Source organism: Paenibacillus glacialis, assembly GCF_001637205.1.
In the GTDB taxonomy this organism is placed as follows: domain Bacteria; phylum Bacillota; class Bacilli; order Paenibacillales; family Paenibacillaceae; genus Paenibacillus_AQ; species Paenibacillus_AQ glacialis.
Genome location: NZ_LVJH01000027.1, coordinates 121,793 through 144,412, shown reverse-complemented (window position 1 = coordinate 144,412; position 22,620 = coordinate 121,793). Strand labels below are relative to the sequence as shown.

Here is a 22,620-nt window from a genome sequence, read left to right as displayed (position 1 = left end):
ACGACAATGAAGTTGGTATCATGGAATGTAAATGGGTTAAGAGCGTGTGTAACGAAAGGGTTTAATGATTATTTCGAAGCATCTGGAGCAGATATAGTGTGCGTTCAGGAGACGAAATTGCAGACAGGACAAATTATTCTTGATCTGGGTGAGGAGTATACTCAGTATTGGAATTATGCAATCAAAAAGGGTTATTCGGGCACTGCAATTTTCACAAGAATAAAGCCACGTTCTGTACGATATGGGATGGAAGAGGACGAAGAGGCTGAAGGTCGCATCATCACGTTGGAATTTGATACTTTCTACCTTGTGAATGTATATACACCTAATGCAAAGCGTGATTTAGCGCGGTTAGATTATAGATTGGAATGGGAAGATCGGTTCCGTAACTATCTTCAACAACTGGACGCACATAAGCCTGTCATCATTTGTGGTGATCTGAATGTTGCTCATCAAGAAATTGATCTGAAGAATCCGAAATCTAACCGTAACAACTCTGGGTTCACGCCTGAAGAACGGGGGAAAATGACTACTTTATTGGATGCTGGGTTTATTGATACGTTCAGACATTTCTACCCTGAGCGTGAAGAAGCCTATAGCTGGTGGTCTTATATGGCCAAGGTGAGAGAGCGGAACATCGGATGGAGAATTGATTATTTCCTTGTCTCATCCAGATTGAATACTGTCCTGATTGATGCAGGAATTGATCACGAAGTAATCGGAAGCGATCATTGCCCGATTACTCTGGTTCTAGAAGACATAAACAACGGATTATAAAACGAAGTCACTATCTTGATATGGGGGAAAAGGATTATGAAAGAGTTCGATATTATGTTGGATAAATACGCTGAACTAGTCGTGAAGGTCGGGGTGAATATCCAACCTGGACAAGTTCTAGTCGTTCAATCGCCACTCGAAACCGTTGATCTGACACGTCTAATTGTGTCTAAAGCGTATGAGGCTGGAGCCAAATATGTACAGGTAGAGTGGGAGGATGAAGGGGTCACGCGTATTCGGTATGAGAAGGCGAATGACGATTCATTCAATTATTATCCGAAGTGGCAAGCTAATATGATGGAGCAACTCGCTGAAGGCGGTGGAGCCATTCTACATATAAAGGTTCCTAATCCGGAATTATTCAATGGGATTGATTCCTACAAGGTATCGAGAGCTGTCAAAGCCGCTGCTGTAGCGCGTGAGAAATATTCTACTTATGTACGCACGAATAAATTCAGTTGGTCATTAATTAAGGCTCCGACACGCGCATGGGCTAATAAAGTCTTTGCTGACCTTCCGGAAGAAGATCGTGTGCAAGCGATGTGGAAAGCGGTATTCCTGATGAACCGTGTTGAAGCGGGCGGCACACAAGACCCCGTAGAAGCGTGGCGTGAACACATTAAGCAATTAAAGGTAACCCAAGAGCGAATGAATGCCAAGCGTTATAAGAGCTTGCATTACCGCGCGCCTGGTACTGATCTACATGTTGAAATGCCAGAAGGACATCTGTGGCTTGGCGGCGGAGACGAGAATCAAGATGGTGTGTATTTTGTAGCGAATATGCCAACAGAGGAAATATATACGATGCCGCTACGCACAGGAGTGAATGGCAAGGTAACCAGTACACTTCCATTGAATTTAAATGGGCGGTTGGTTGAAGGAATGACTTTGACATTTAAAGAAGGTAAAGTCGTCGAGTATGATGCGAAATTGGGCCGCGAACATTTAACATCACTACTGGATACTGATGAAGGGGCATCTTATCTTGGTGAAATGGCACTAGTACCTCATGATTCTCCCATTTCAAGATTGAACCGGATTTTTTATAATACAGGTATTGATGAGAATGCATCGTGTCACTTTGCACTTGGCAGTGCATATCCGGTGAATATCGAAGGTGGCACAAATCTTAGCAAAGATGAACTTTTATCCAAAGGTGGCAATGTTAGCTTAACGCATGTCGATTTCATGATTGGCTCAGACAAACTTGAGATTGACGGTGAACTTACGGATGGAACGGTCGAAGCTGTATTCCGCAACGGAAATTGGGCTTAATGTCATAAATTCAAATAACCACCGAGCTCTTTGTAAAGCAGAGAGACGGTGGTTTCTTTGATTAGAAGTTCGTTGAATCTGATCAGCGTGGATTATAAGAATGTATAGTGATTTATTGTATCTTTACTGTTTGAGATTTCAAGTATTCTAGGGCATTGAATATCATAACAGCTGCTTCTGACCTAGTGATTTCGCTTTTAGGATTGAATTTCGCACCAGTTGTAAGTGTATTGATGTTCCACTTAAGTGAGCGCTGAATAGCACCTTGATACATAGCTGTAATCTCTTCCTCATCCGTAATGGTTACAGGTACAAGATTAATCATAGGTAAATTACCTACTTTTTCAACACCCTTAACAAGATGATACGTGAACTGTTCCTTTGTCATCGATTTGGATGGTTCGATATCCATGGGAATATCAATGTTATTATAGAAGGCATTAATGAATGCTTCAGCGAACCAAGCATCATTCTTCACATGTGTGAAGTTGTCGCTTGCCAGCGGCGCTTTGATGAATTTCATCGTTCTAAGATTGAGTTGAAGTCCTTTCGTGATGAACTGTATAGCTTGAGCATTCGTCAATATGGCCTCTGGACGAAATTCGGTTTCAGTGACTCCTTTAATGAAACCTTGCTCATGAAGGGCGATGATTTTGTCTGTTCCAGGAATCGATCCTAAATCTGTGAACGTGTTGTCAGCTGCATACATCAGTCCTCCAAGTGAAAGAGAAAGGATAGATGCAATCGTTAGCGTCGTCAATGTCTTCTGTATTTTCATATTGTGTTCCCCCTAAGTGATTTGTGTGGCATTTATTACCTTATTTGACGAAGGCGCTGTTAAGAATGTTGCATCCTGCACCTTGTTCACTTAATAATTGACTATGATAATCATTATCAAATACAATGGAGATATCTTAATTACACAAAGGATTGGAAATAATATACTCTAGGAGGATTACAAGTGCTTATTCAAACAAGAACGATAGTCGTAGAAAAAGGTAACGCAGAACAAGTTGTTGAACGTTTCAGTCAAGAAAGCCCTGTAGAAGGTATGGAAGGACTCATAGATATTAGTGTACTGCTGAACAAACGAAGTAAAGAGAATGAGGAAGTTGTTGTAATCATTCGATGGGAGTCAGAAGAGGCATGGAAGAATTGGGAGAAGAGCGATGTTCATATTCAGGGGCATCGGGAGAAGAAAGGGCAGACTCCACCCGAGTATGTTATTAGCTCTACGGTTAATATGTATGTGACGAAAACGATCAAAAAAGGTAAAGCGTTTAGTAATCAATAGAATAGATGATGCTTCAAATTAAAAGGAGGCATCTTTCATTAGCAAATTGATTTTGCTAGATAGAATGAACTAAAGACGAACCTCCACATTCATGATCTTGTTTGATATCATTGAACGTGTGAGCGCAAATATAGTTCAATCTATATGTGAAGGATGCCTTCTTTGCTTATTTCAAAATTAATATTAGAATCAAGTACGCTTAAGCCTCTTGAGTAATGGAAGGCGATATTTCATTAATACAAAACGAAGAAGGAAATACCCTATAATAGAAAATACAATACTATTTACAATGGAACCTACTAAGAAATTCATACCCAAATGGCCAAAACTAATACCGGTCATAGCGATTTCTGGTGTACCTTGAATGGAAGTGAAGTAAAACAAGCTTATGAGCACGAGACCTATTTTATAATTCAAAAAAAACAGACCCGGCCACATTAGTGTTCCTAGTGAACCTGAAATAACAGCAGCAACAATGTTACCACGTAGTAAGCGAGCAAGACCTATGGAGAGTAAAATTCCGATTCCAAAGGTAGGAAACCAACAATGAAAAAATCCTGCAATAAAACCAATAGAAATTAAGTGGTCTGACTTCTTGATGCGCAATAATCGCAAACTATCATACTTTAATTTCCTGAAGATTCTTAATTTCATGTCATAACTTCCTTTACTTGTGAAGTCTACAGTTATTACATCATAGTAGCATAAAAAATAGCTCCGAGTTGTACTCTACAGAAAACTTTTAAGGGGTGATTGTCTATTTCATGAACTTCAAATAAGATCTTTTTTTTCGGTAAGCTAGGGCAGCATTAATTTCTCCACCGACCAGAATAATAATAGAACTAATATACAACCAGATTAGGATGATCATCACACCACCTAGACTACCATAGGTTTTGGTGAAATTTCCAAATTGGTTAACATAAACTGAGAATATAATCGATGTTAGGATCCAACCGATGGTTGTAAATATCGCTCCAGGAAGCGCTTCTTTAAATGAAATTCTCCGATTTGGACCAAGCAAATAAAGCAGTGTAAAAACAACAATCATGACAAGTAATGGAATGACATATTGAAGGAAGTTCCACAATTGGTGAAGTCCATCAGAGAATTGAAATAAAACGGATAGTTGATCTCCAACCCAACCACCGAATACAAGTAACAATATGCTTAGTAGCACGACAATTCCAATGATAAAAGTTGCTAGAAGGGAAAAGATTCTTAGCTTCCATCGCTTTCGATCTTCTTCAATATCATAAGCCTTATTCAGACCTTTGATAATGGCATTGATACACCTAGATGTTGCCCATAATGTGGCTAACATCCCGAAAGAAAGTAACGCCTGACTTCTTCCCTCAGATACTTCTTTTATAATTTCTTCAATAATGGTTACAGCTTGTACTGGGATGATTTCTCTTATGAAATCAAGATTATCTTCCATAGAAATATTGGCATAACCAACCAGTGTCATAACAAAGATTAGAAATGGGAAGAAGGAAAGTAGTAGATAATAGGTTAATTGAGCACTGATGGCTTGAACATCGTCAGCTTTTATTTTTTTAAATAGTTGTTTGGTTAAATCAATTAACCATGCCACTCTTGATTTCTCCATTATAGCCCTCACTTGGAAATTAATCTTTGCAACCTCTATAATACCATTGTTCACTGAAGCAGTGAAATTAATCAGTATTTTTATGAAAAGAGTAACTTCTTGAAAAGTGAGTTCGTGCCATAAGGAAACCTTTTATGGGGGTGGGGATAAGGGTGGAATGGTTAATGTAGGTATTTTATGATATATTAATATCTTTGTTTATTGTTAGCGAAAAGTAGGTTGAAATGGGGCTTGAGACCGCTAGGTGTCATGATTATATTGAGCGTATTGTCCATTAACTTTGTGGGTGACGACCTTCGTGATGCTCTCGATCCGAAAAATACGAAATAGTAGTATCCGGTAATCCTCATAATGAGGGTTGTCGGTTATTTATCTATCTATCCTAAAGGAGCTTAATATGGAGACTATATTGCAAACATTGATTATACAAAAAGCAACGGAATTTGTTCGAAATGAACTAGAGAACGAGAGCAGTGGACATGACTGGTATCATATTTATCGTGTTACGCAGTCAGCGAAGACGATTGCAATAGAAGAGGGTGCAGATCTATTTGTGTGTGAGCTTGCTGCGCTACTCCATGATATCGCTGATCCGAAGTTAAACATTAGTGAAGAAGTGGGTTTAGCTAGAGTGAACTCTTGGTTGGAACAAAATGAGGTTCCTAGGGATGCTAGCGAGCATGTTATGCAGATTATATCGACGATGTCTTACAAGGGTGGAGGCAAACCTCCAATGGCAACACTTGAAGGTAAGGTCGTTCAAGACGCCGATCGTCTAGATGCGATCGGGGCTATGGGGATTGCGAGAGTCTTTGCATTTTCCGGCGCGAAGGGGCGAAAGTTCCATGATCCTTCTATAGATCCGCGTATGGACATGTCTGAAGAAGAATATCGAAATGGTGAGGATACCGCTATCAATCATTTCTACGAGAAACTTCTGAAACTCAAAGATCTCATGAATACGAACTATGGTAAAACATTAGCGATGGGACGCCATCAATTCATGCAAGATTATTTAGATCGATTCTACGCTGAATGGGAGGGTAAGAAGTAAACGGCATTGAAAGGAGTTATACTGAATTATCGAAAGACATAACCCTATATCGACCTTCATATATTCCAGTTGGTATGTCTTTGATAACCAATCGGTACGATAGGAGTGTGAAATTCAGTTAGTACGTGATAATCTGAACGTTGGATCTGAGGTCATGAATTCTTTACGGAAAGAAAAGTGGCCTGTTGTTCGATTCCCTGGATACTCTTACGAGAGCAATGAATGATTTAGGGTGAAAAGTAAGTATTGAGTCGTGAAGCTCTAAAGAAAAAGGCTGCGGTGGGTGCAGCCTTTTTGTGCATGTTAAAAAATGAATTTTAACAATAGTAGTCTGAGTTTAGTTATATTTCCTGATTGCTGTTAATCTTGCAATTGCAAATATTCGAATAAAAGAAGCAAACCACCTATCGAGAACATGACTGCATTTGAACTGAAAATATCAGCATAATTGAACCTAATACGCCAAATACGCTTCCTTGGAGTTCTTCTGAGACTTCCAGCTTAAAGGAGGATGTTAATTAACAAAGTACAAAATGAAAACATGAATCCAATGATGAGGTTGATTGGAGTGATCGAGCTGTAAGACTGGGAATGTAATGAAGCTCTGCTGCTAAACGCAAAATTTGCGAACGTGTTGTTTCCGGAATCGTCTGATTATCAACATTGTTCAGTACATAACTAACAGTAGCAACAGAAACGTTGGCCCTACTAGCAATATCTTTCATTGTTGTCTTTTTCAATATAAGGATCACCCTAGTCATTTGTAATATCTTCAAGTTAGCATTTCAGTCGTGAGAGAATCAATAGAAAGAAGCTATATAATTCATAGAATTATTATAGGTGTAGCCTATAAAGAAGATAATATCTATATATTTCCAATTTATCAATATCAACTGTAATATAAAATGAAAATACGAGGTGAATCTTTTTTCGAAAAAAGAAAGGTGGTATGTAGGATGAGCGACTTATTAAAAGAACAATTTGATGCTGTAGCACAGAGTTATGACCTTCAACGTCGTCAATTAATTCCTTGTTTTGATGATTTCTATAGCACGGCTACGGCTTGGGTTAATGTAGATAAGATATCTCCACGAATATTGGATTTAGGTGCTGGAACAGGGCTGTTCTCCTCTTATGTTCGGAAGAAGTACCCTGAAGCACAACTGACACTATTTGATCTAAGTGAAGAGATGTTACAAGGGGCTCGTATCAGGTTTGGTGAGGATTCTAGCGTTCAGTATATTTCAGGAAATTTGGCGACCTATCTTTTCGAGGGAAAACAGTATGATGCTGTCATTTCATCACTAGCCATCCATCATTTATCTCATCAAGATAAAAGAGCGCTATTTCACACCGTACATAATATTGTAACCGATGGAGGTATCTTCGTTAATGCTGATCAGGCAGCCGGCACATCTGCTTATTTCGATAATCGTTATAAAGGGCAATGGGAGCATACGATTCGTCAGAGTGGACTGTCTAATGAAGTTGTTGCTTCCGCTATCGAACGAAGAAAGTTAGATCATAATGCCACTGTTGAGAATCAGCTCAAGTGGTTGCGTGAGGCGGGGTTTGTAGAGGCAGAATCCGTATACAAATATAATGAGTTTGCAATTTTCTTTGCACAGAAATATTAATGCACCTAATCTTCCCAATTCTAAGACTTAAGAAGCCAATTAATGATATTATAAGGACAGTGCTGAGCATCAAGGTATTTAAACACGATGACCTTTAAATAAGAGTTTCCGGAAAGAGTAGAAAGATTGATATTAGGGACATTTGAAGAGGGTTCCTAATATGTAGCACTTTGCACTCATACTAGATGTATACGAAGGGACGAAAGAATAATGAACTATAAAATGATCGTACTTGATTTGGACGATACGCTACTCTGCGATGATCATACAATATCACCACGCACGAAGAAAGCATTGATGGATGCACAAGAGGCTGGAGTTAAAGTAGTTCTCGCTTCAGGTCGTCCGACATTTGCTATGACGCATATTGCTAAGGAATTAGAGCTTGAGAAATACGGAAGTTTTATTCTATCTTTTAACGGAGCTCAAATTAGAAACTGTACAACCAACGAACTCATATTCAGTAGCACGCTAACAGCAGAAACTGTACATGAGCTATATCATATTAGTAAAGAAGAAGAAGTGGGGATTCACACCTATGTTGGGGATGATATCGTAACCCCAGCGAATAATGAATATACCGATATTGAAGCTCAAATTACGGGAATGCCAATTATAGAAGAAGTAGATTTCGTAAAGGCAATCCAAGAGCCAGTTGTAAAGGTATTAATGGTAGGGGCCCCAGAGGGATTAGTTCACTTGGAAAAGAAAATGCAGCTACAACTCGAGGGGAAATTGAATGTCGTACGTTCGAAACCATTTTTCTTAGAGTTTACAGAAGCGGGTGTAGACAAAGGAACAAGCTTACATCATCTCATTCAGAAATTAGACATTCAGCAAGCAGAGGTTATCGCTATAGGAGATAGTTACAATGACCTTGCGATGATTAAATTTGCTGGACTTGGTGTGGCTATGGGAAATGCACCCGATGATATTAAAGAAATCGCGAACTACGTAACAGATACGAATATGGAAGATGGCGTGGCGAAGGTCGTTGAAGCGTTTATTCTGAAAGAAATTGTACACACGAAATAAATTCGTTCTTCTGTTAGCTAACATAAGACAAAAGGGGAGCTTGCTTAAGCGAAGTTCCTCTTTTGTTTATTTAAATAGTAAGCCATGAAATAAAGGAAATGAGAATAAGAAGTGAGCTGTGTTGCATGAACTATTAAGCTAGCTGATAACGATAGCGATATCGTCATAAAAGAACCCGTCTAACACGTTATTTCGTGTTTTGACTGGTTCTTTTTTAATGGATCATAATAGTCCGCTTATTGATACTTTGAATCGATCCTATTTGATAGCCATGATCAGGAATCGATGTTCTGTACTGTGAACAAACCCATCTTGTTCAAGTTTTTCTTGTAGTAAGCATAGTTGGTTGAAACATCTTTCTACTGAGAACTGAGGGAATTCCCACTCAATGATTGTCGCGTAATATACTAGCGCACCAATGTCCATAAATTGCCGAGACAGGAAACATTCTCGCGCATCAGTAATTGAGAACCCAGCATTGCTTATAGCAGCCTTGGTTTCTTCAAGATTGAACTCAGCGTGAATGGTGAACGTATCACTACCCAACAAGAATTTAGAAAGCTCCTTGTTATTATGTCCCCCAACTTGTTGGGTGACAAAGACTCCACCTGGTTTTAGAATCCTGAATACTTCCTTAGGAGGAGAATGACGTATGCCTGTTTATGATGAGATCAAAGAAAGAATCTTCAAATGGTAATTTCTCATCATCAAAGACTTGTCGAACCTCAATACCATGATCCGGTAGTGTATTCATACATAACTCAACATTTGGTGGGTATGATTCCGTGGCAAATGTTGTGCCTGCTGGTGGATGAAGTGATACAAGAAACTCTCCACCACCTGTACCCATGTCTAACATGGTAATGGATCGATCGATATAGGATGTAACGATGGTTTGATAATTCCAAGGTAATTCTTGTGTTGAAGTGCGGTGTGCGATATATGAGAAATCCCAGCCCTTGAAAGTCATTTGCTCTTCAGATTGCCAAAATTGTTTTAATTGATTGATATCCATTCGTAAACCCCCATCTCACATTTGTGTAGTTAATCCATGTGATGAGGTGCAGCTGACTGATAACCAGTTCTCCATAGCTCGGCACAATCTGTTATCAGATTATTTCAACTGCACCGAGCATTTACCGAATTTGTATGTCATCTATTGTTCACCATACCTTTTAGATAGAATTGTTACATCGTATTTAATTCGTCTTTGTGGTTCATTTTCCTTTATTCATCTCTATTTAAAGTCATAATGTAGTTCCACGAACTGTCCATATCGCGTTGTATTGACTAGATTCAATGATTGGAAATCCTTAATTCCAGTCAATAGTGGGATACCACTTCCTAATATAACGGGTGCAATAGTTACCATAAATTCAGTAATATATTTTTTATTGATGAGCTCAGAAATCAGTTGACCCCCTCCAGTAATCCAACATTTTGTATAAGATAGCGTTGCAAGAGAGGATATTAATTCTTCGATCGTACCATTAATGAAGGTTACATTCTCATCTGCTCCATAACGTGTATTGGTATATACATAACAGTCCTTTCCACTGTAGGGAAAAGGAACATCAAAGCTTAAAATCGTCTCATATGTGTTCCTACCCATGATCACCGCATCGGTTCCAGAATAATAATGATCGTAACCGTTATCTCCATCCCCTTCAATGTGATGTAACCAATCCACATTTCCCTCTTGTGTTGCAATATAGCCATCTAAGCTCACCGCAATATAAACACTCATTGTTTGTTCTTGATTCATAATGATCACTCCTTGTTATTGTATTAAGGTCATACTAAGATATAATCACGACAAAATTTGACGTTTAATATGGAGGACAAAATGAATAAATTTCAGCAATTAAATGCCGTTTGGCTATACATCAATCAAGCAAAAGTATTTAATGCAAAGGACATCGCCATACAATTTAACATCTCAGAAAGAACGGTTCAAAGATATATTGCGGAGTTATCTGAACTGGGTCTTCCAATTACCTCAGAAGCAGGCAGGGGTGGTGGTTACAGAGTTATGCCTAATAAATTATTGCCACCCATATCATTTACGCATGATGAAGTCTTTAGTATCTTTTTTGCATATCAATCCATTGAGAATATAAAAGGCTTACCTTTCCATGCTGATTACAATGCTGTCTTGAACAAATTGCTGAATCAGACAGAAGCAAAGTTCAGAAGCGAAATCAATGATCTGAAAGAATACATCGTATTTCTGTCACCTAACAGAGATTACGACAATCCTTTTTTGAAAGAAATATTTATACATTCACGAAATAAGGACACTATAATCATAGGTTATCAATCGAAAAATCAACATTCAGTGAAAAAGGTAATTCCCATTGGTGTGTACACATCAAAAGGGTTGTGGTACGTCGTAGCATCTGATGTATTTAAAGATAAAATCGTTACTTTACGTGTAGATCGAATCGAAGACTTGGAATTTCATCATTCGAACACGGACAAGTTACATCTGCCGACATTAAATGATTGGTTAAGCAATCAAGGACACGACTCTTTCGGATCGATGATTCAGTATCATGTTGAATTGACTCCACAAGGTGTAATGAAATGCCGGGATAATGAATTTCTAGACAAACATATTTGTCAAAATGAAGATGGAAGCGGGTACGTAGAAATAGATGTCCCTGAGTCTGAGTTAAATCATATGACAGATTATTTGTTCACGCTTCATCAGGATGCAACAATAATTAGACCTCAGGAAGCGATTAACAGAATATGTGATATGGCCAAAGGGATTTTGGATCAGTACAAAGGATCTAAGGATGGATTAACCAGAGAAATTTAAGCGAGGGATAATAAAGATGAAAAAATGGTGTAAGATGGTTCTTCTTGTTCTGAGCATGGTAATGATAGCGGCTTGTGGAAATAATACCAATCAAAAACCGTCAGGTACAGAGGGGCAAAGCAGTTTGGCTGTCGTGAAAGCAAGCGGTAAGCTTCGTATCGGTACAGAAGGCACTTACGCTCCCTTCACATATCATGATGCGAATGGGAAGTTAACGGGTTTTGATGTTGAAATTGCTGAGGAAATAACGAAGCGTTTGGGAGTTACACCTGAGTTTACTGAAACGCAGTGGGACGGGCTCGTTGCAGGCATGGATGCTAAACGATTTGATGTTATTTTTAACGAGGTATCCATTACGGACGATCGTAAAGCCAAATATGACTTCTCCGAACCGTATATTGTTTCAAGGGCTGCACTAATTGTAAGTTCAGACAATGATGATATTAAGTCTTTTGCTGATCTAAAAGGGAAAAAGGCGGGTCAATCCCTGACAAGTAACCTCTCCGCGATTGCCCGTGAGAATGGTGCGGAAATCGTGGCTGTGGATGGATTTAACCAGGCCATTGACCTGTTGATCTCGGGACGTATTGATGCAACCATCAATGACAGCTTGTCTTTTCTGGACTTGAAGAAAAAGAAATCGGATGTGAAGATCAAACAGGTAGATGAAATTGCGGGCGGGTCTTACAGCGCAGCGTTATTCCTGAAAGGCAATGATGAGCTGGTCGCAGCGGTCAATAAAACGCTAACCGAAATGAAGAATGACGGAACGTATTTACAAATTTCAAAGAAATATTTTGGAGAGGACGTTTCCAAATAATATAGCTGCGCGATTGATAAAAAGTCCAAAAAGGATGTCTGATCAATGGATGAACGTAAAATACAAATATTAATGGATTCATTGCTACCCCTGCTTAAAGCCGGGGTGGCATTTACCATCCCTCTATCTTTGATTTCATTTGCAATAGGATTAATATTGGCTGTGCTGACCGCTATTGTCCGTATTTCCTCCTGGAGGATCCCAAAGTTGATCTTCCGGTTCTATGTATGGGTCATTCGAGGGACACCGCTTCTAGTGCAGTTATTTATCATTTTTTATGGATTGCCTGCCATCGGAATTACATTGGAGCCGTTAACGGCAGCTATCATTGGATTCTCGCTTAGTGTTGGGGCATATTCTTCAGAAATCGTGCGTGCAGCTATTGTATCCATCCCCAAAGGACAGTGGGAAGCATCATTCTCGGTCGGTATGACTCGTAGTCAGGCACTTCGTAGGGTTATATTACCGCAAGCCACTCGAGTATCGGTTCCACCTCTAGCGAATACATTCATCGGTTTGGTTAAGGATACGTCGCTTGCTGCAAGCATCACATATATGGAGATGTTCCGAACTTCACAACAGATTGTAGCGACAACATACGAACCACTTCTACTATTTTGCGAAGTTGGTGTCATCTATCTACTATTCTGCTCTATTCTGTCTGCTTTGCAAAACTACCTAGAGAGGCGACTTGCTAGATATTCTGCGGGTTGAATGGGGGAATACGCTTGATTGAGATACTTGATTTACATAAGTCTTTTGGTGCACTAGAGGTATTAAGGGGGATTAATGTAAAGCTTGAGCATGGCAAAGTACTTGTTATTATTGGACCATCAGGTTCCGGTAAAACCACGTTATTACGTTGCTTCAACCTACTTGAAGTACCTGATCGTGGAAGCATTGAGCTTGGTGGAATGAAATTGAGCTTTACAGATTCCAAGACAATCTCACAACATAACGTTGTGTCCTTCCGTAAAAAAACAGGTATGGTCTTTCAGTCTTACAATCTATTTCCGCATATGACGGTGTTAGGTAATGTGATGGAAGGTCAGATCACGGTACAGAAGCGATCGAAAGAGGATGCACGCAAACGTGCATTGGTACTTCTGGAAAAGGTGGGACTCGTTGATAAAGCAGCGTCCTATCCACATCAGCTGTCCGGTGGACAACAGCAACGAGTAGCAATTGCTAGGGCGATGGCTGTGGAGCCAGAGGTACTTCTATTCGATGAGCCAACGTCGGCACTTGATCCCGAATTAGTAGGGGAGGTACTGAAGGTCATAAAGCAGTTGGCTACTGAAGGCATGACCATGGTTATTGTTACGCATGAGATGAAGTTTGCGGCTGATGTGGCGGATACCATGATATTGATGGAATATGGTCATATTCTAGAAGAAGGAACTCCGGATGATGTTCTTAAGCATCCTAAAAGTAAACGTGCCCAACAATTTCTCAACCGATTAAGTGGTGAAGAGGACTAGTCGAGAAGTTGTGTATTAATAATGATGAGCACTCCGTAGAATAAACATTGGAAAAAAACCACAGGATTAATGGTATTATCCCCCTTCAGGTTAACATTCAAGAAACTCATGAATTCCATGAGGGAAATGAGTGAACTTGGAGGGGGTTTTTGTATGTCAAAAAAGAGACAGGTGTTCCATTCTAACGAATATTTCTAACATATATATGTTACTATTAACCTTATTTTACTGATTGGATGAAGATTTACCGCGTGTTTGTCACTGTTGTACTTCTCTTTAAGTGCTTCATGATTGTAGGCTGTAACTCTAATGAAATTTCAGATAACAACCAAAAATCAAATTTGTAATAAATCTAACGCTATGACACTACATATAGAAAGATCGTAGGAGAAGTAGAACATATGGAGAAGAATTCGCAAAATTATACTTTATGTACTTTTTATCATTATTTTACTAGCGGGAGGAGGAATAGTGTATCAATAGTATGGTTCGAAGCAGGACGCAAAGTCTTATAAACCTGTCGGTAAGTTATATGATGTGACGGGTCATAAGATGCATCTGTACGCAGAAGGTAAAGGGGACACGACAATTGTATTCGCTTCGGGCTGGGGAACGGTGAATCCATACGCGGATTTCTCCCCCTTGTATGAGGGGCTTAAACAGCATGTGAAAATTGCTGTGTATGACCGATTCGGCTACGGTTACAGCGATACAACAGGTATGAAGAGGGGCGTCGACACGATTACAGATGAGGTTCATGAGTTGCTCCGCGTCTCAGGTCAGAAACCACCATATATCTTCGTGGGTCATTCACTCGGCTCACTGGAAACGATTCGTTATGCACAAAGGTTCCCGGAAGAAGTGAAGGGAATAATTCTAATGGATGGCGGGAGTCCAGAGTACTACAAATCTAGCGCGGTGTTAACGGCCATTCCTACCATTTATCAGATACTAAGAAAAACTGGTGCTCTGCGTGCGCTGTACCATATCGATGGATTCGCAGAATGGGGTTCGGACCAGAGCAACGGAGAGAAACTTTTATCGGAGGAACTGAGAGAGATTAATCGAATAGCTACGCTACTAAAGACGGGAAACAAAGATACAACCGATGAAATCCGCCAAAGCCGAAAAAATGCTGAGATTGTACTCGCCGGTAAGAAGCCACTCGATATCCCGATTACTGTCTTAACCGCAGATTATTTCGGTAAACTGAGCGATGATAAAGCATGGATGGACAGCCAAGCGGTACTTCCTAATTGGTCCGTATTCGGTAAGCAAATCATTGTACCCAACACTTCCCACTACATTCACAGCTACCAACCTGACGTGATTGTTAATGAGATCCTTAAAATTGCAGAGCTCGAATTAATAAAGACTGATTAAAAGGGCAAAAGCACAAGTAAGATAAGTGAGAAAGGACAACAAAAAAACCGCAAGGGATGCGGTCTCAAAATGGTTTGCGAATGGTTTAATTCTCAATAATGATACGATCTAACTTGACGTTAACCGGATTCGCAATGGTATCCCCAACAGGACATTTACTTTCTAAGAATTGTACGAATTCCTCAACCTTCTCTTTTGGAGAATCGGTTTTGATAGTGAAAGTATATCGGATATCAGAGTAACCTGGACGGACTTCGGATTTGTTAAAGAATCCATCAAGATCAAGATCTCCTTCAACATCTACACGGAAATCATCAAGTTTCACCCCAAACTTGGGTGCATACACTCTGGCAACGATCGACTGGCATGCGCCCAGTGATGCAAGGAGAACCTCGACTGGATTCATTCCGGTATCTGTTCCACCCAAACTCTTCGGTTCATCAATAATTAGTTCGAAATTTCTCGAAGTGGTTCTTACTTGAACTCCATCTTGTAAATGCGCAGACGCTTTGAAAGTTTGAATAGCAGCCATGGGAAGATACTCTCCTTAAAGAAAATTATAATCATCTCTTAATTGATATTTATTATACCAACTAAGTTACTATGAATAGTGTTTATTATAACAATGGGAATAAATAACTGTCAATTAGGTATAGAATAATTTTTTTATTAGTAAAAAATGGATATTACATAATGTGAAAGGAGAGATATCATACATAGGAAAGTTGAGTGGAATGTGAAGCCTAAGGGGAACGATTCATGGTTTGTTATGTGGTTGATCTCATTGTTAACGCCTTCAAGATCGGCATCATTCTGGATTGCAATCGTCATGACTGGCGTCCTGTTTGGTATAGCGCATCTTCCAGGAGTAATAAAAAAAGGATATAAGGCAACTCCTATGCTAATTGGATCGGCTGTGTTAGGGAATCTATGGGTTTCTTTATTCTGCGGTTTTCTACTTTGGCAATATCGTCTGATTGCTGCCATTGTAGTTCACATGTAATTTCACGTAATATGGTACCCATGGGATCGGACAGCGTTTAAAAAGTTGAGTGGAAAGAGATGACAAATTCATCTGAAATCAATATCCGTACAGGGGCATAATGAATTATTCTGTAATCGAAAAGATTGTAAGCAAGTAGTTTATGATAGAAAGCCACAGTAATCTCCCTATAGGAGGGAGCTGCTGTGGCTTTTAATGATATGTTCCAGTTTAGTTCGGTTATTTAACAGTTCCAATGCTTCTACAGAAGAGAAGGGGGAAATTAATAATCATCTGAGGGATCACTGATTCACAAAAAACATCAATTCTTGAGAGGTCTCTTTTAAACCGTCGTCATCGTCAAGACTTCTTGTGATCATACGATCAGCAATAATAGAACAATCTTTGAGTTGTTCCTCCGTAAGTTTACCGGAAAAATGTAATGCTTCAACATAAAAATAAATGTGATCATAATCTTTACGTTCTAGATCTTCTACATCAAGGATTTTCTTTATTCGCTCTAAACATTCTTGTGCTAACGCATCACCGAAATGTTCCATTTGTTTGAATACTTCAATTTCTGATTTGAGAAAAGAAAAGGGTGTTTTAAGTCTATAATTACTATTCATAGCATCGGACCAATAAGCTAAGTATTCATTGACTGATAAATGTTGGTTTTTTTTCATTTCTTCGTTGAATTGGATATCCTTCTCTCGAATATCTGGGAAAATTTCATAAAACAATTCAGAGCTTATCGATTTTCGCATAACGATACTATAGTCGATATAATCATCTCCAGTAGCTGCAAACGCAATAAAGTTCTCTGTTGTGTTCAAAGATTCAAACGCATTGTCAGAAATCAATCGAAGGACAGCCTTTATAGCTAGTAGTTGAAATCCTGATTTAATAATACCTGCCTCAAATGCAATAATTGGCACGTCATCATCACTGAATGACTCTTGATCTGAATGTGATACCAATTCAGCTAAATTTTCAAAAGACTCTACAATTTGACCATGCACCCCCATATGCTCTTGCCACAATTGAAAACCAAAGTCACCTTGATTATATTTCAATGTGTTTATTTCATAGGGATTTCTCTGTTTTGGATAACTTTCCAGTGTCTTCTTAAAACTGTCAAGAGTGTTGATGTATATATAAAAACAATTATGTTCATCTGCGTATAAATTAAAAACGTATATTTCTTTGTTATCAGAACCACTAGCAAAGGATTCAATAGCAACCTTACATCCTTCTACTAATGCATCAACAAAATGTTCTGCCGTTATGCTTTCAATATCAAAAGGCTTCGTTAAACTATATTTTGCTTTATTTTCTTCACATAATACGAAATAACCTTCTTTATCAATAGGAGTTCTTTCTTCTAGTAATCTTGCGAGCTGTGAATAATATGTATTCATCGTAAGTCTCCTTTGTAGTTGGTACTATAATTTGGTGGAATCAGAATCAATGTATATGTATTATTCGTGTTCCAAGATGAATCACCTTTATTTGCTAGGTTTCGTCACAGTTTACGAGGATACATTTTTTTATTGAAAGAATCTTCTGTTCGTGTTAACATACTGAATGAACGTTCAGTAATGATCGGAAACCAAATGTTTAAGTTCATTGACGAATCGGAGTGGAAGCATGTGAACAAGAAGCAGATCCAAAGCGAAGACACCAAAAAAAGAGTTGCGGACGCTGCAAGAAGCCTGTTTGATTCAGAAAGGATATAAGGCAACTTCCATTGAAGATATTATGGGCATAACGAGGAGTAGGCTAACGATGTTGAAGAACGAATAACCAAGATGCTAACAGGACACCTTAAATTCTATCAACAATTGATACAACAAGGCATTGATAAGGGAGAATTCAAAGACAATAATGCGGAGTGTCTTTCCGTTGTATTTGAAAGCTTAACGACGGTCTCAGTCAAATGTCTCGAAAATTAAATCAGAAGGAAGCACTCGTATTGTATCATTTAGTGGTTAAAGTGTTCCTGCACGGGATCGCAAAAGAGCCTAACTGATTCTAATAGGATGATAGATTCAACAAGCTTCATGCATTCACAGAATGAACGTTCAGTATAAATATTTCCACATAATTACAGCAAAGAATGCAAAATTCGGGGGATTATTTCAATGACATTATTATTAAGAAATAGGGGCGCACTTTTACTCCTGATGTTTAATATTTTTCTGGTCTTTACAGGTATCGGTCTCGTAGTACCTATAATGCCTACTTATATGAGAGAACTCCATATTAGTGGAAGTACTGTTGGTATGCTAGTAGCAGCATTTTCATTAACACAACTTATATTTTCACCTGTAGCTGGTAGGTTGTCTGATTCATTGGGACGCAAAAAGATTATTGTTGTAGGCATGATTGTTTTTGCACTGTCAGAGTGGCTATTTGGTTCTGCAAGTTCGACTTATCTGTTGTTTGCAGCTAGATTCCTTGGAGGAGTTGGAGCAGCATTCATTTTCCCAGCAGTTATGGCTTATGCAGCAGATGTTACCTCGGATGAAGAGCGTGCTAAAGGTATGGGGTTCATTACTGCAGCGATCACAACAGGATTCATCATCGGTCCAGGAATCGGAGGGATTCTAGCAGAGTACGGTATTCGTGTACCATTCTACGCTGCAGCAATAGCTGGGGGGGGAGCGGCCATCATTACCGCATTGATTCTACCCGAATCATTAACAGCTGAGAGGCGTAGAGTCGCGAAGAATGTTGTCAAACAGAGTTTACCTGCACAATTAATGAGTTCATATCGAGAACCTTATTTTTTAAGTTTGATCATTGTGTTTGTTGCTTCTTTCGGGTTGGCTAACTATGAGACTGTATTTGGGCTATTCGTCGATCATAAATTTGGCTTCACAGCGAAAGATATTGCCTATATTATTACGTTTGGATCTATAGCGGGTGCTGTTGTGCAAGCTACGGTATTTGGATGGATATTGAATAAATTTGGTGAGAGAAAGGTCATCTCTTATAGTTTGATCATATCAAGTGTATTCGTATTTCTAACTCTTTTTGTACACAAATATTGGTTGATTGTTGTGGTTACGTTTATTGTATTCTTAGCTATGGACGTATTACGTCCGGCAATTAGTACTCAGATGTCAAAGGTGGCACCAGAACAGCAAGGATATGTAGCAGGTTTGAACTCGGCTTACACAAGTCTTGGGAATATCATTGGACCTATCGTTGCAGGCTTTTTATTCGATGTGGATATTAATTATCCTTATCTGTCAGCTGCTATCGTTCTAATGTTATGTTTCGTCTTATCGATGAAGGCAAAAAGAAGTCAGATGGCTGAATCCTAAATCTGAATATCAAGAAATCTTACTTATGTATGTGATATATCTTCAAAAGTATAGGCTAAGGTTGTCGACCTTAGCCTATACTTTTTTATTATTATGTTAGATTGGAATCTTTTTGAACTTTAATGTTTTAGACAATTCCTGCGAAATCGACTTTTACGTTGACTACAAGAAGTCCAGTCAAATTTTCTAGGGTCTTCTTCACATTCGCTTGAAGCAAGTGGGATATTTCAGGAAGTGAGAATCCATATTTGGTAATCACACGCAAACCAATCTCCACATCATTCACTTCACTGATGTTGATATTCACAGCTTTATAGAAAAATTTGCTGTTGACAGATTTTTTTCCTACGAACATGGCTACTATGCCAGGAGTGTCTTGTATAACTTTTCCTGTGATCTTGGCGACCACTTCTTTTGAGATGAGAATATATCCGTTATCGTCATTAAGTTGTTGTTTCGTCATTTTATTTACTCCTTAATATATAATATTGTTATATTAAAGCTTAAAGCTTCTTGTTCTCAAAAAGCAAATCTCGTTATATTCAATCGGTAATTCTGTATTTAGTGTTGCTTATTCACGATTGTTAGTAAATATTAATTCAATCTTAAGCTTACTTTAAGGTAATTTAAAACTTCCAAGTGTATACTTGGATTTTAGTTATATTTTCAAATGAGAAGATTGAAAGAAATACAGATAAAAATGGGGGACAATAGAGCTCAGTACGTATGGAGAAGATGGGACATTGTTCAGCATTCATTTAAGAAGAATTCATATAACTTGGGGGAAACATATTGACGTCATTAAACCGATTCATCAAGATTGGTATCGCTGTAATATTAGTATTTATTATTATTTATTTAGGATCACTTGTTAGTTTTGTATTTAAGCCGCTCCTGTCGTTGTTGAGTATTATTATGGTGCCATTAATGTTAGCCTCTTTTTTCTACTACCTTTTACGGCCGCTGGTGAACTGGATGGAGCGCCCTAAATTAAACAGATCGTTGGTTATTTTAATCATTTATTTAGTTATTGCTGTCCTATTTTCCGTATTTATTATTGGAGTATTTCCATCCCTAAGGACTCAATTTTTCAATTTAGTGAATAATGCACCAAATCTGTTGAATGCGTTGGGCAAGCAGTTACAAGACCTAGAACAGACAGGATTTCTATCGAAAATCCTTCCAGAAGATGTGAGTCCTCTAACTCAATTGACCGAATATTTGAATAAGGGATTCTCATTATTGTCCAATTACGTAGCGGGTATGTTTTCTTTCTTCTCGAATTTTGCGGTTATTATGCTGACATTCCCAATCCTTTTGTTCTACATGTTGAAAGAGGGAGACAAGTTCGGTCAGAAAATTGTTAGCTTCATGCCTAAGCGTTTCCGTGAAGAAGGTACTAAGGTCGTTCATGATATTGATAGTGCTCTTAGCGGATTCATCGTGGGTAGAGTGGTAGTGAATCTTGCACTTGGTGTCCTTATGTTTATAGGATTCCTTATAATAGGTCTGCCTTATACGTTATTACTGACTGTGATCGCTGTTATTATGAACTTTATCCCTTTCATTGGAGCAATTCTGTCTGCGATACCGATTGTAATTATCGGATTGATCGAATCACCTTCCGTTGCAATTTGGTCGTTAGTGATCATCCTAGTTTCACAACAAATTCAGGATAATATTATTTCACCTTATATTTTTGGCAAACAGCTAGATATTCATCCACTTACGACGATCATATTGGTCTTGGTTGGTGGTGACGCGTTTGGAATCATAGGTGTGATTGTCATTATTCCCGTATATATGATTGTCAAAATCGTAGTTGTTAAGCTTTATCAGTTGTTCTTTAAACAGAAGTGGGAAGATGCTTAAGAGTTGAGGAGTTACGTAATCATTTGCCAAGCTCCAGGGAGTATTTCAGAAGAATATAGACACAAGTATTCTAATGGCAAAGAGGAGAGGTCGCGTAAGATGCGGCCTCTTTATTGTTTTATTCCACCTGTGACGATCTCTTTATTCTCTTAACGTAGTCAATTCCTCTAAATGTATATCCCGTCACCCGATATATCTCGTCTCGTTACTCAATTTGCTGTTCTGATTAAGATTGGAACCCGTAAGTAAGCTGGTGCAATTTAAAGTTCTATAGTATCTTACTACACTCTACGCTGGTAGGTTTAAAGCACATTCAACTTTTTTCCTTGTTTGCCGATATATAGGGAAGGAGATTCTTTTGTTCTCCAGAAGTATCCATGCAGTAAGGAGGCAGAAATGTAATGCCCGGAACGATAAATACTTTACGTCAGCATTCGGAGGGAGGCCATCCAAGAGAGAGTGTTTTCTTAACAGGATCATTTCTATCCAAGCAACAATTTGAATATGCATGTACGAAAAACAAACTCTTAATTATGGTCTTTCAACATTGCATTTCTAATATTAAAGAACATCTTTCAGGTACATTTCTCTTCTTACTTACTGATGCCGAGGGTGTTCTGTTAGCGATGGACTACAGCGAGAATCTAGCAGACACGGTGATTCAGTCACCCATCCGTTTAGGAATGTATTTTACAGAAGAGAGTTGTGGCGTTAATGCGATTTCAGAAGCAATTAGGCTTGACGATCAGATCTATTTGCCACCTGAAGAGCATGAAAGTCCTTTTTTTAAGAGCTGGCATTGCTTCTCTACACCATTGACCATAGGTAGAAATAATGTAGGTTATCTTGATGTGTCCACGATTAATGCGGATATGAAAAGTGAACTAGTGGCCATAGCCAAGTTAATACCAGCACATATGCTGAGCAGTTACCAAGACCAGCTCACCACCCAACATGCAGAGCAGTTCCCGGTGAAATTTACAGAACGCCAGCAAAAAGTTCTAAAGCTGATTTCACAGGGAGTGACAGTTAAGGCGATTGCGATTAAGCTTCAAATAAAAGAATGCACAGTTAATCACCATAAGAAAATTATCTTCGATAAATTGGGTGTTCAGTCTAGTACTGAAGCCGTTTCGATAGCCAGTCGTCTTTCATATTTATAAATTACTACCTATAGTTTTGTATAGGTGGGAATATCAGGGATATGTGATAAACTTTTCTGGTCTGTAAAAAGAGAGAAAC

Annotated in this window: 27 protein-coding genes and 1 pseudogene; 18 read left to right on the top strand and 10 right to left on the bottom strand. The window is 38.7% G+C overall.

The features are described 5' to 3' along the window. Positions 1–6 precede the first annotated feature (6 nt). Positions 7–777 carry an exodeoxyribonuclease III gene (locus PGLA_RS15795; RefSeq protein ID WP_068534376.1) on the top strand — a complete coding sequence of 257 codons (771 nt, stop codon included), beginning with the start codon at positions 7–9 and terminating at the stop codon, positions 775–777. Positions 778–813: 36 nt separating this feature from the next. After that, positions 814–2,052, top strand: coding sequence for an aminopeptidase (locus PGLA_RS15790; protein WP_068534374.1), 1,239 nt, complete (start codon positions 814–816; stop codon positions 2,050–2,052). Positions 2,053–2,164: 112 nt separating this feature from the next. On the opposite strand, the gene PGLA_RS15785 is transcribed toward PGLA_RS15790, so the two are convergent. Next, a complete protein-coding gene (locus PGLA_RS15785) occupies positions 2,165–2,830 on the bottom strand; it encodes an S-layer homology domain-containing protein (protein ID WP_068534372.1) in 666 nt (221 codons plus the stop codon). Between the two features lie 183 nt (positions 2,831–3,013). Between PGLA_RS15785 and PGLA_RS15780 the strand changes: the two genes are divergently transcribed. Continuing rightward, positions 3,014–3,346, top strand: coding sequence for an antibiotic biosynthesis monooxygenase (locus PGLA_RS15780; RefSeq protein WP_068534370.1), 333 nt, complete (start codon positions 3,014–3,016; stop codon positions 3,344–3,346). A gap of 189 nt (positions 3,347–3,535) precedes the next feature. On the opposite strand, the gene PGLA_RS15775 is transcribed toward PGLA_RS15780, so the two are convergent. Next, entirely contained in the window at positions 3,536–4,000 is a 465-nt protein-coding gene (locus tag PGLA_RS15775) for a DUF2062 domain-containing protein (protein ID WP_068534368.1), read from the bottom strand. Between the two features lie 103 nt (positions 4,001–4,103). Further along, complete coding sequence (locus tag PGLA_RS15770) at positions 4,104–4,958, bottom strand: YihY/virulence factor BrkB family protein (RefSeq protein ID WP_084411158.1); 855 nt, start codon at positions 4,956–4,958, stop codon at positions 4,104–4,106. 397 nt (positions 4,959–5,355) lie between these two features. On the opposite strand from PGLA_RS15770, the gene PGLA_RS15765 reads away from it, so the two are divergent. Together PGLA_RS15765 and PGLA_RS29100 are read left to right on the top strand one after the other, a co-directional pair. Next, on the top strand, positions 5,356–6,012 hold the full coding sequence (locus tag PGLA_RS15765) for an HD domain-containing protein (protein WP_068534366.1): 657 nt from the start codon (positions 5,356–5,358) through the stop codon (positions 6,010–6,012). 115 nt (positions 6,013–6,127) lie between these two features. Further along, positions 6,128–6,238, top strand: a pseudogene (locus tag PGLA_RS29100) (cupin domain-containing protein); the annotation flags it as partial. Positions 6,239–6,530: 292 nt separating this feature from the next. Here the strand turns inward: PGLA_RS29100 and PGLA_RS29795 are convergent. After that, positions 6,531–6,737, bottom strand: coding sequence for a LacI family DNA-binding transcriptional regulator (locus tag PGLA_RS29795; RefSeq protein ID WP_425415397.1), 207 nt, complete (start codon positions 6,735–6,737; stop codon positions 6,531–6,533). Positions 6,738–6,968: 231 nt separating this feature from the next. Between PGLA_RS29795 and PGLA_RS15760 the strand changes: the two genes are divergently transcribed. After that, complete coding sequence (locus PGLA_RS15760) at positions 6,969–7,649, top strand: class I SAM-dependent methyltransferase (protein WP_068534363.1); 681 nt, start codon at positions 6,969–6,971, stop codon at positions 7,647–7,649. A gap of 210 nt (positions 7,650–7,859) precedes the next feature. Continuing rightward, the gene (locus tag PGLA_RS15755; RefSeq protein WP_068534361.1) at positions 7,860–8,684 is read left to right on the top strand and encodes a Cof-type HAD-IIB family hydrolase; all 825 of its coding nucleotides are present in this window, start codon (positions 7,860–7,862) and stop codon (positions 8,682–8,684) included. 258 nt (positions 8,685–8,942) lie between these two features. On the opposite strand, the gene PGLA_RS29095 is transcribed toward PGLA_RS15755, so the two are convergent. From PGLA_RS29095 to PGLA_RS15745, 3 genes are all read right to left on the bottom strand, one after another. Continuing rightward, positions 8,943–9,233, bottom strand: coding sequence for a hypothetical protein (locus tag PGLA_RS29095; RefSeq protein ID WP_245699987.1), 291 nt, complete (start codon positions 9,231–9,233; stop codon positions 8,943–8,945). A gap of 85 nt (positions 9,234–9,318) precedes the next feature. Beyond that, entirely contained in the window at positions 9,319–9,699 is a 381-nt protein-coding gene (locus PGLA_RS29090) for a class I SAM-dependent methyltransferase (protein ID WP_245699985.1), read from the bottom strand. 222 nt (positions 9,700–9,921) lie between these two features. Beyond that, a complete protein-coding gene (locus tag PGLA_RS15745) occupies positions 9,922–10,449 on the bottom strand; it encodes a dihydrofolate reductase family protein (RefSeq protein WP_068534360.1) in 528 nt (175 codons plus the stop codon). 81 nt (positions 10,450–10,530) lie between these two features. Here PGLA_RS15745 and PGLA_RS15740 point away from each other — a divergent pair, with 81 nt between their 5' ends. The 5 genes from PGLA_RS15740 to PGLA_RS15720 all read left to right on the top strand — a co-directional run bounded on the left by PGLA_RS15740 (position 10,531) and on the right by PGLA_RS15720 (position 15,192). Further along, on the top strand, positions 10,531–11,508 hold the full coding sequence (locus PGLA_RS15740) for a helix-turn-helix transcriptional regulator (protein WP_068534358.1): 978 nt from the start codon (positions 10,531–10,533) through the stop codon (positions 11,506–11,508). Positions 11,509–11,524: 16 nt separating this feature from the next. Then, positions 11,525–12,328, top strand: a complete 804-nt coding sequence (locus PGLA_RS15735) for an amino acid ABC transporter substrate-binding protein (RefSeq protein WP_068534357.1) — start codon at positions 11,525–11,527, stop codon at positions 12,326–12,328. 45 nt (positions 12,329–12,373) lie between these two features. Next, the gene (locus tag PGLA_RS15730; RefSeq protein ID WP_068534356.1) at positions 12,374–13,042 is read left to right on the top strand and encodes an amino acid ABC transporter permease; all 669 of its coding nucleotides are present in this window, start codon (positions 12,374–12,376) and stop codon (positions 13,040–13,042) included. A 14-nt stretch (positions 13,043–13,056) separates the two neighbouring features. Continuing rightward, positions 13,057–13,809, top strand: a complete 753-nt coding sequence (locus PGLA_RS15725; RefSeq protein WP_068534355.1) for an amino acid ABC transporter ATP-binding protein — start codon at positions 13,057–13,059, stop codon at positions 13,807–13,809. Positions 13,810–14,346: 537 nt separating this feature from the next. Continuing rightward, a complete protein-coding gene (locus PGLA_RS15720) occupies positions 14,347–15,192 on the top strand; it encodes an alpha/beta fold hydrolase (RefSeq protein ID WP_245699982.1) in 846 nt (281 codons plus the stop codon). 85 nt (positions 15,193–15,277) lie between these two features. Here the strand turns inward: PGLA_RS15720 and PGLA_RS15715 are convergent, their stop codons facing one another. Continuing rightward, positions 15,278–15,724, bottom strand: a complete 447-nt coding sequence (locus PGLA_RS15715; RefSeq protein WP_068534353.1) for an OsmC family protein — start codon at positions 15,722–15,724, stop codon at positions 15,278–15,280. A 204-nt stretch (positions 15,725–15,928) separates the two neighbouring features. On the opposite strand from PGLA_RS15715, the gene PGLA_RS15710 reads away from it, so the two are divergent. Further along, positions 15,929–16,195: a CPBP family glutamic-type intramembrane protease gene (locus PGLA_RS15710; RefSeq protein ID WP_068534350.1), complete on the top strand. Its 267-nt coding sequence runs from the start codon at positions 15,929–15,931 to the stop codon at positions 16,193–16,195. Positions 16,196–16,476: 281 nt separating this feature from the next. Here PGLA_RS15710 and PGLA_RS15705 read toward each other — a convergent pair whose 3' ends face one another. Next, a complete protein-coding gene (locus PGLA_RS15705; RefSeq protein WP_068534348.1) occupies positions 16,477–17,595 on the bottom strand; it encodes a DUF4303 domain-containing protein in 1,119 nt (372 codons plus the stop codon). A 132-nt stretch (positions 17,596–17,727) separates the two neighbouring features. On the opposite strand from PGLA_RS15705, the gene PGLA_RS29585 reads away from it, so the two are divergent. The 3 genes from PGLA_RS29585 (at position 17,728) to PGLA_RS15695 (ending at position 19,506) form a co-directional block, all read left to right on the top strand. Further along, complete coding sequence (locus tag PGLA_RS29585; protein WP_068534346.1) at positions 17,728–17,913, top strand: hypothetical protein; 186 nt, start codon at positions 17,728–17,730, stop codon at positions 17,911–17,913. A 72-nt stretch (positions 17,914–17,985) separates the two neighbouring features. Continuing rightward, complete coding sequence (locus tag PGLA_RS29580; RefSeq protein ID WP_342671691.1) at positions 17,986–18,129, top strand: TetR family transcriptional regulator C-terminal domain-containing protein; 144 nt, start codon at positions 17,986–17,988, stop codon at positions 18,127–18,129. Between the two features lie 189 nt (positions 18,130–18,318). Then, positions 18,319–19,506, top strand: a complete 1,188-nt coding sequence (locus PGLA_RS15695; protein ID WP_068534344.1) for an MFS transporter — start codon at positions 18,319–18,321, stop codon at positions 19,504–19,506. A 127-nt stretch (positions 19,507–19,633) separates the two neighbouring features. On the opposite strand, the gene PGLA_RS15690 is transcribed toward PGLA_RS15695, so the two are convergent. Further along, a complete protein-coding gene (locus tag PGLA_RS15690) occupies positions 19,634–19,969 on the bottom strand; it encodes an Asp23/Gls24 family envelope stress response protein (RefSeq protein ID WP_068534342.1) in 336 nt (111 codons plus the stop codon). Between the two features lie 329 nt (positions 19,970–20,298). On the opposite strand from PGLA_RS15690, the gene PGLA_RS15685 reads away from it, so the two are divergent. Beyond that, the gene (locus tag PGLA_RS15685) at positions 20,299–21,378 is read left to right on the top strand and encodes an AI-2E family transporter (RefSeq protein ID WP_068534340.1); all 1,080 of its coding nucleotides are present in this window, start codon (positions 20,299–20,301) and stop codon (positions 21,376–21,378) included. A 401-nt stretch (positions 21,379–21,779) separates the two neighbouring features. Beyond that, the gene (locus PGLA_RS15680; protein ID WP_068534338.1) at positions 21,780–22,541 is read left to right on the top strand and encodes a LuxR C-terminal-related transcriptional regulator; all 762 of its coding nucleotides are present in this window, start codon (positions 21,780–21,782) and stop codon (positions 22,539–22,541) included. The last annotated feature ends 79 nt before the right edge of the window (positions 22,542–22,620 follow it).

Coding starts and splice junctions, on each gene's coding strand:
- PGLA_RS15680 (WP_068534338.1), top strand. CDS start 21,780: ATGCCCGGAACGATAAATACTTTACGTCAGCATTCGGAGGGAGGCCAT.
- PGLA_RS15775 (WP_068534368.1), bottom strand. CDS start 4,000: ATGAAATTAAGAATCTTCAGGAAATTAAAGTATGATAGTTTGCGATTA.
- PGLA_RS15760 (WP_068534363.1), top strand. CDS start 6,969: ATGAGCGACTTATTAAAAGAACAATTTGATGCTGTAGCACAGAGTTAT.
- PGLA_RS29580 (WP_342671691.1), top strand. CDS start 17,986: ATGCTAACAGGACACCTTAAATTCTATCAACAATTGATACAACAAGGC.
- PGLA_RS15715 (WP_068534353.1), bottom strand. CDS start 15,724: ATGGCTGCTATTCAAACTTTCAAAGCGTCTGCGCATTTACAAGATGGA.
- PGLA_RS15755 (WP_068534361.1), top strand. CDS start 7,860: ATGAACTATAAAATGATCGTACTTGATTTGGACGATACGCTACTCTGC.
- PGLA_RS15695 (WP_068534344.1), top strand. CDS start 18,319: ATGACATTATTATTAAGAAATAGGGGCGCACTTTTACTCCTGATGTTT.
- PGLA_RS15690 (WP_068534342.1), bottom strand. CDS start 19,969: ATGACGAAACAACAACTTAATGACGATAACGGATATATTCTCATCTCA.
- PGLA_RS15730 (WP_068534356.1), top strand. CDS start 12,374: ATGGATGAACGTAAAATACAAATATTAATGGATTCATTGCTACCCCTG.
- PGLA_RS15705 (WP_068534348.1), bottom strand. CDS start 17,595: ATGAATACATATTATTCACAGCTCGCAAGATTACTAGAAGAAAGAACT.
- PGLA_RS15770 (WP_084411158.1), bottom strand. CDS start 4,958: ATGGAGAAATCAAGAGTGGCATGGTTAATTGATTTAACCAAACAACTA.
- PGLA_RS29090 (WP_245699985.1), bottom strand. CDS start 9,699: ATGGATATCAATCAATTAAAACAATTTTGGCAATCTGAAGAGCAAATG.
- PGLA_RS29795 (WP_425415397.1), bottom strand. CDS start 6,737: ATGAAAGATATTGCTAGTAGGGCCAACGTTTCTGTTGCTACTGTTAGT.
- PGLA_RS15795 (WP_068534376.1), top strand. CDS start 7: ATGAAGTTGGTATCATGGAATGTAAATGGGTTAAGAGCGTGTGTAACG.
- PGLA_RS15740 (WP_068534358.1), top strand. CDS start 10,531: ATGAATAAATTTCAGCAATTAAATGCCGTTTGGCTATACATCAATCAA.
- PGLA_RS15765 (WP_068534366.1), top strand. CDS start 5,356: ATGGAGACTATATTGCAAACATTGATTATACAAAAAGCAACGGAATTT.
- PGLA_RS15790 (WP_068534374.1), top strand. CDS start 814: ATGAAAGAGTTCGATATTATGTTGGATAAATACGCTGAACTAGTCGTG.
- PGLA_RS15745 (WP_068534360.1), bottom strand. CDS start 10,449: ATGAATCAAGAACAAACAATGAGTGTTTATATTGCGGTGAGCTTAGAT.
- PGLA_RS15785 (WP_068534372.1), bottom strand. CDS start 2,830: ATGAAAATACAGAAGACATTGACGACGCTAACGATTGCATCTATCCTT.
- PGLA_RS15735 (WP_068534357.1), top strand. CDS start 11,525: ATGAAAAAATGGTGTAAGATGGTTCTTCTTGTTCTGAGCATGGTAATG.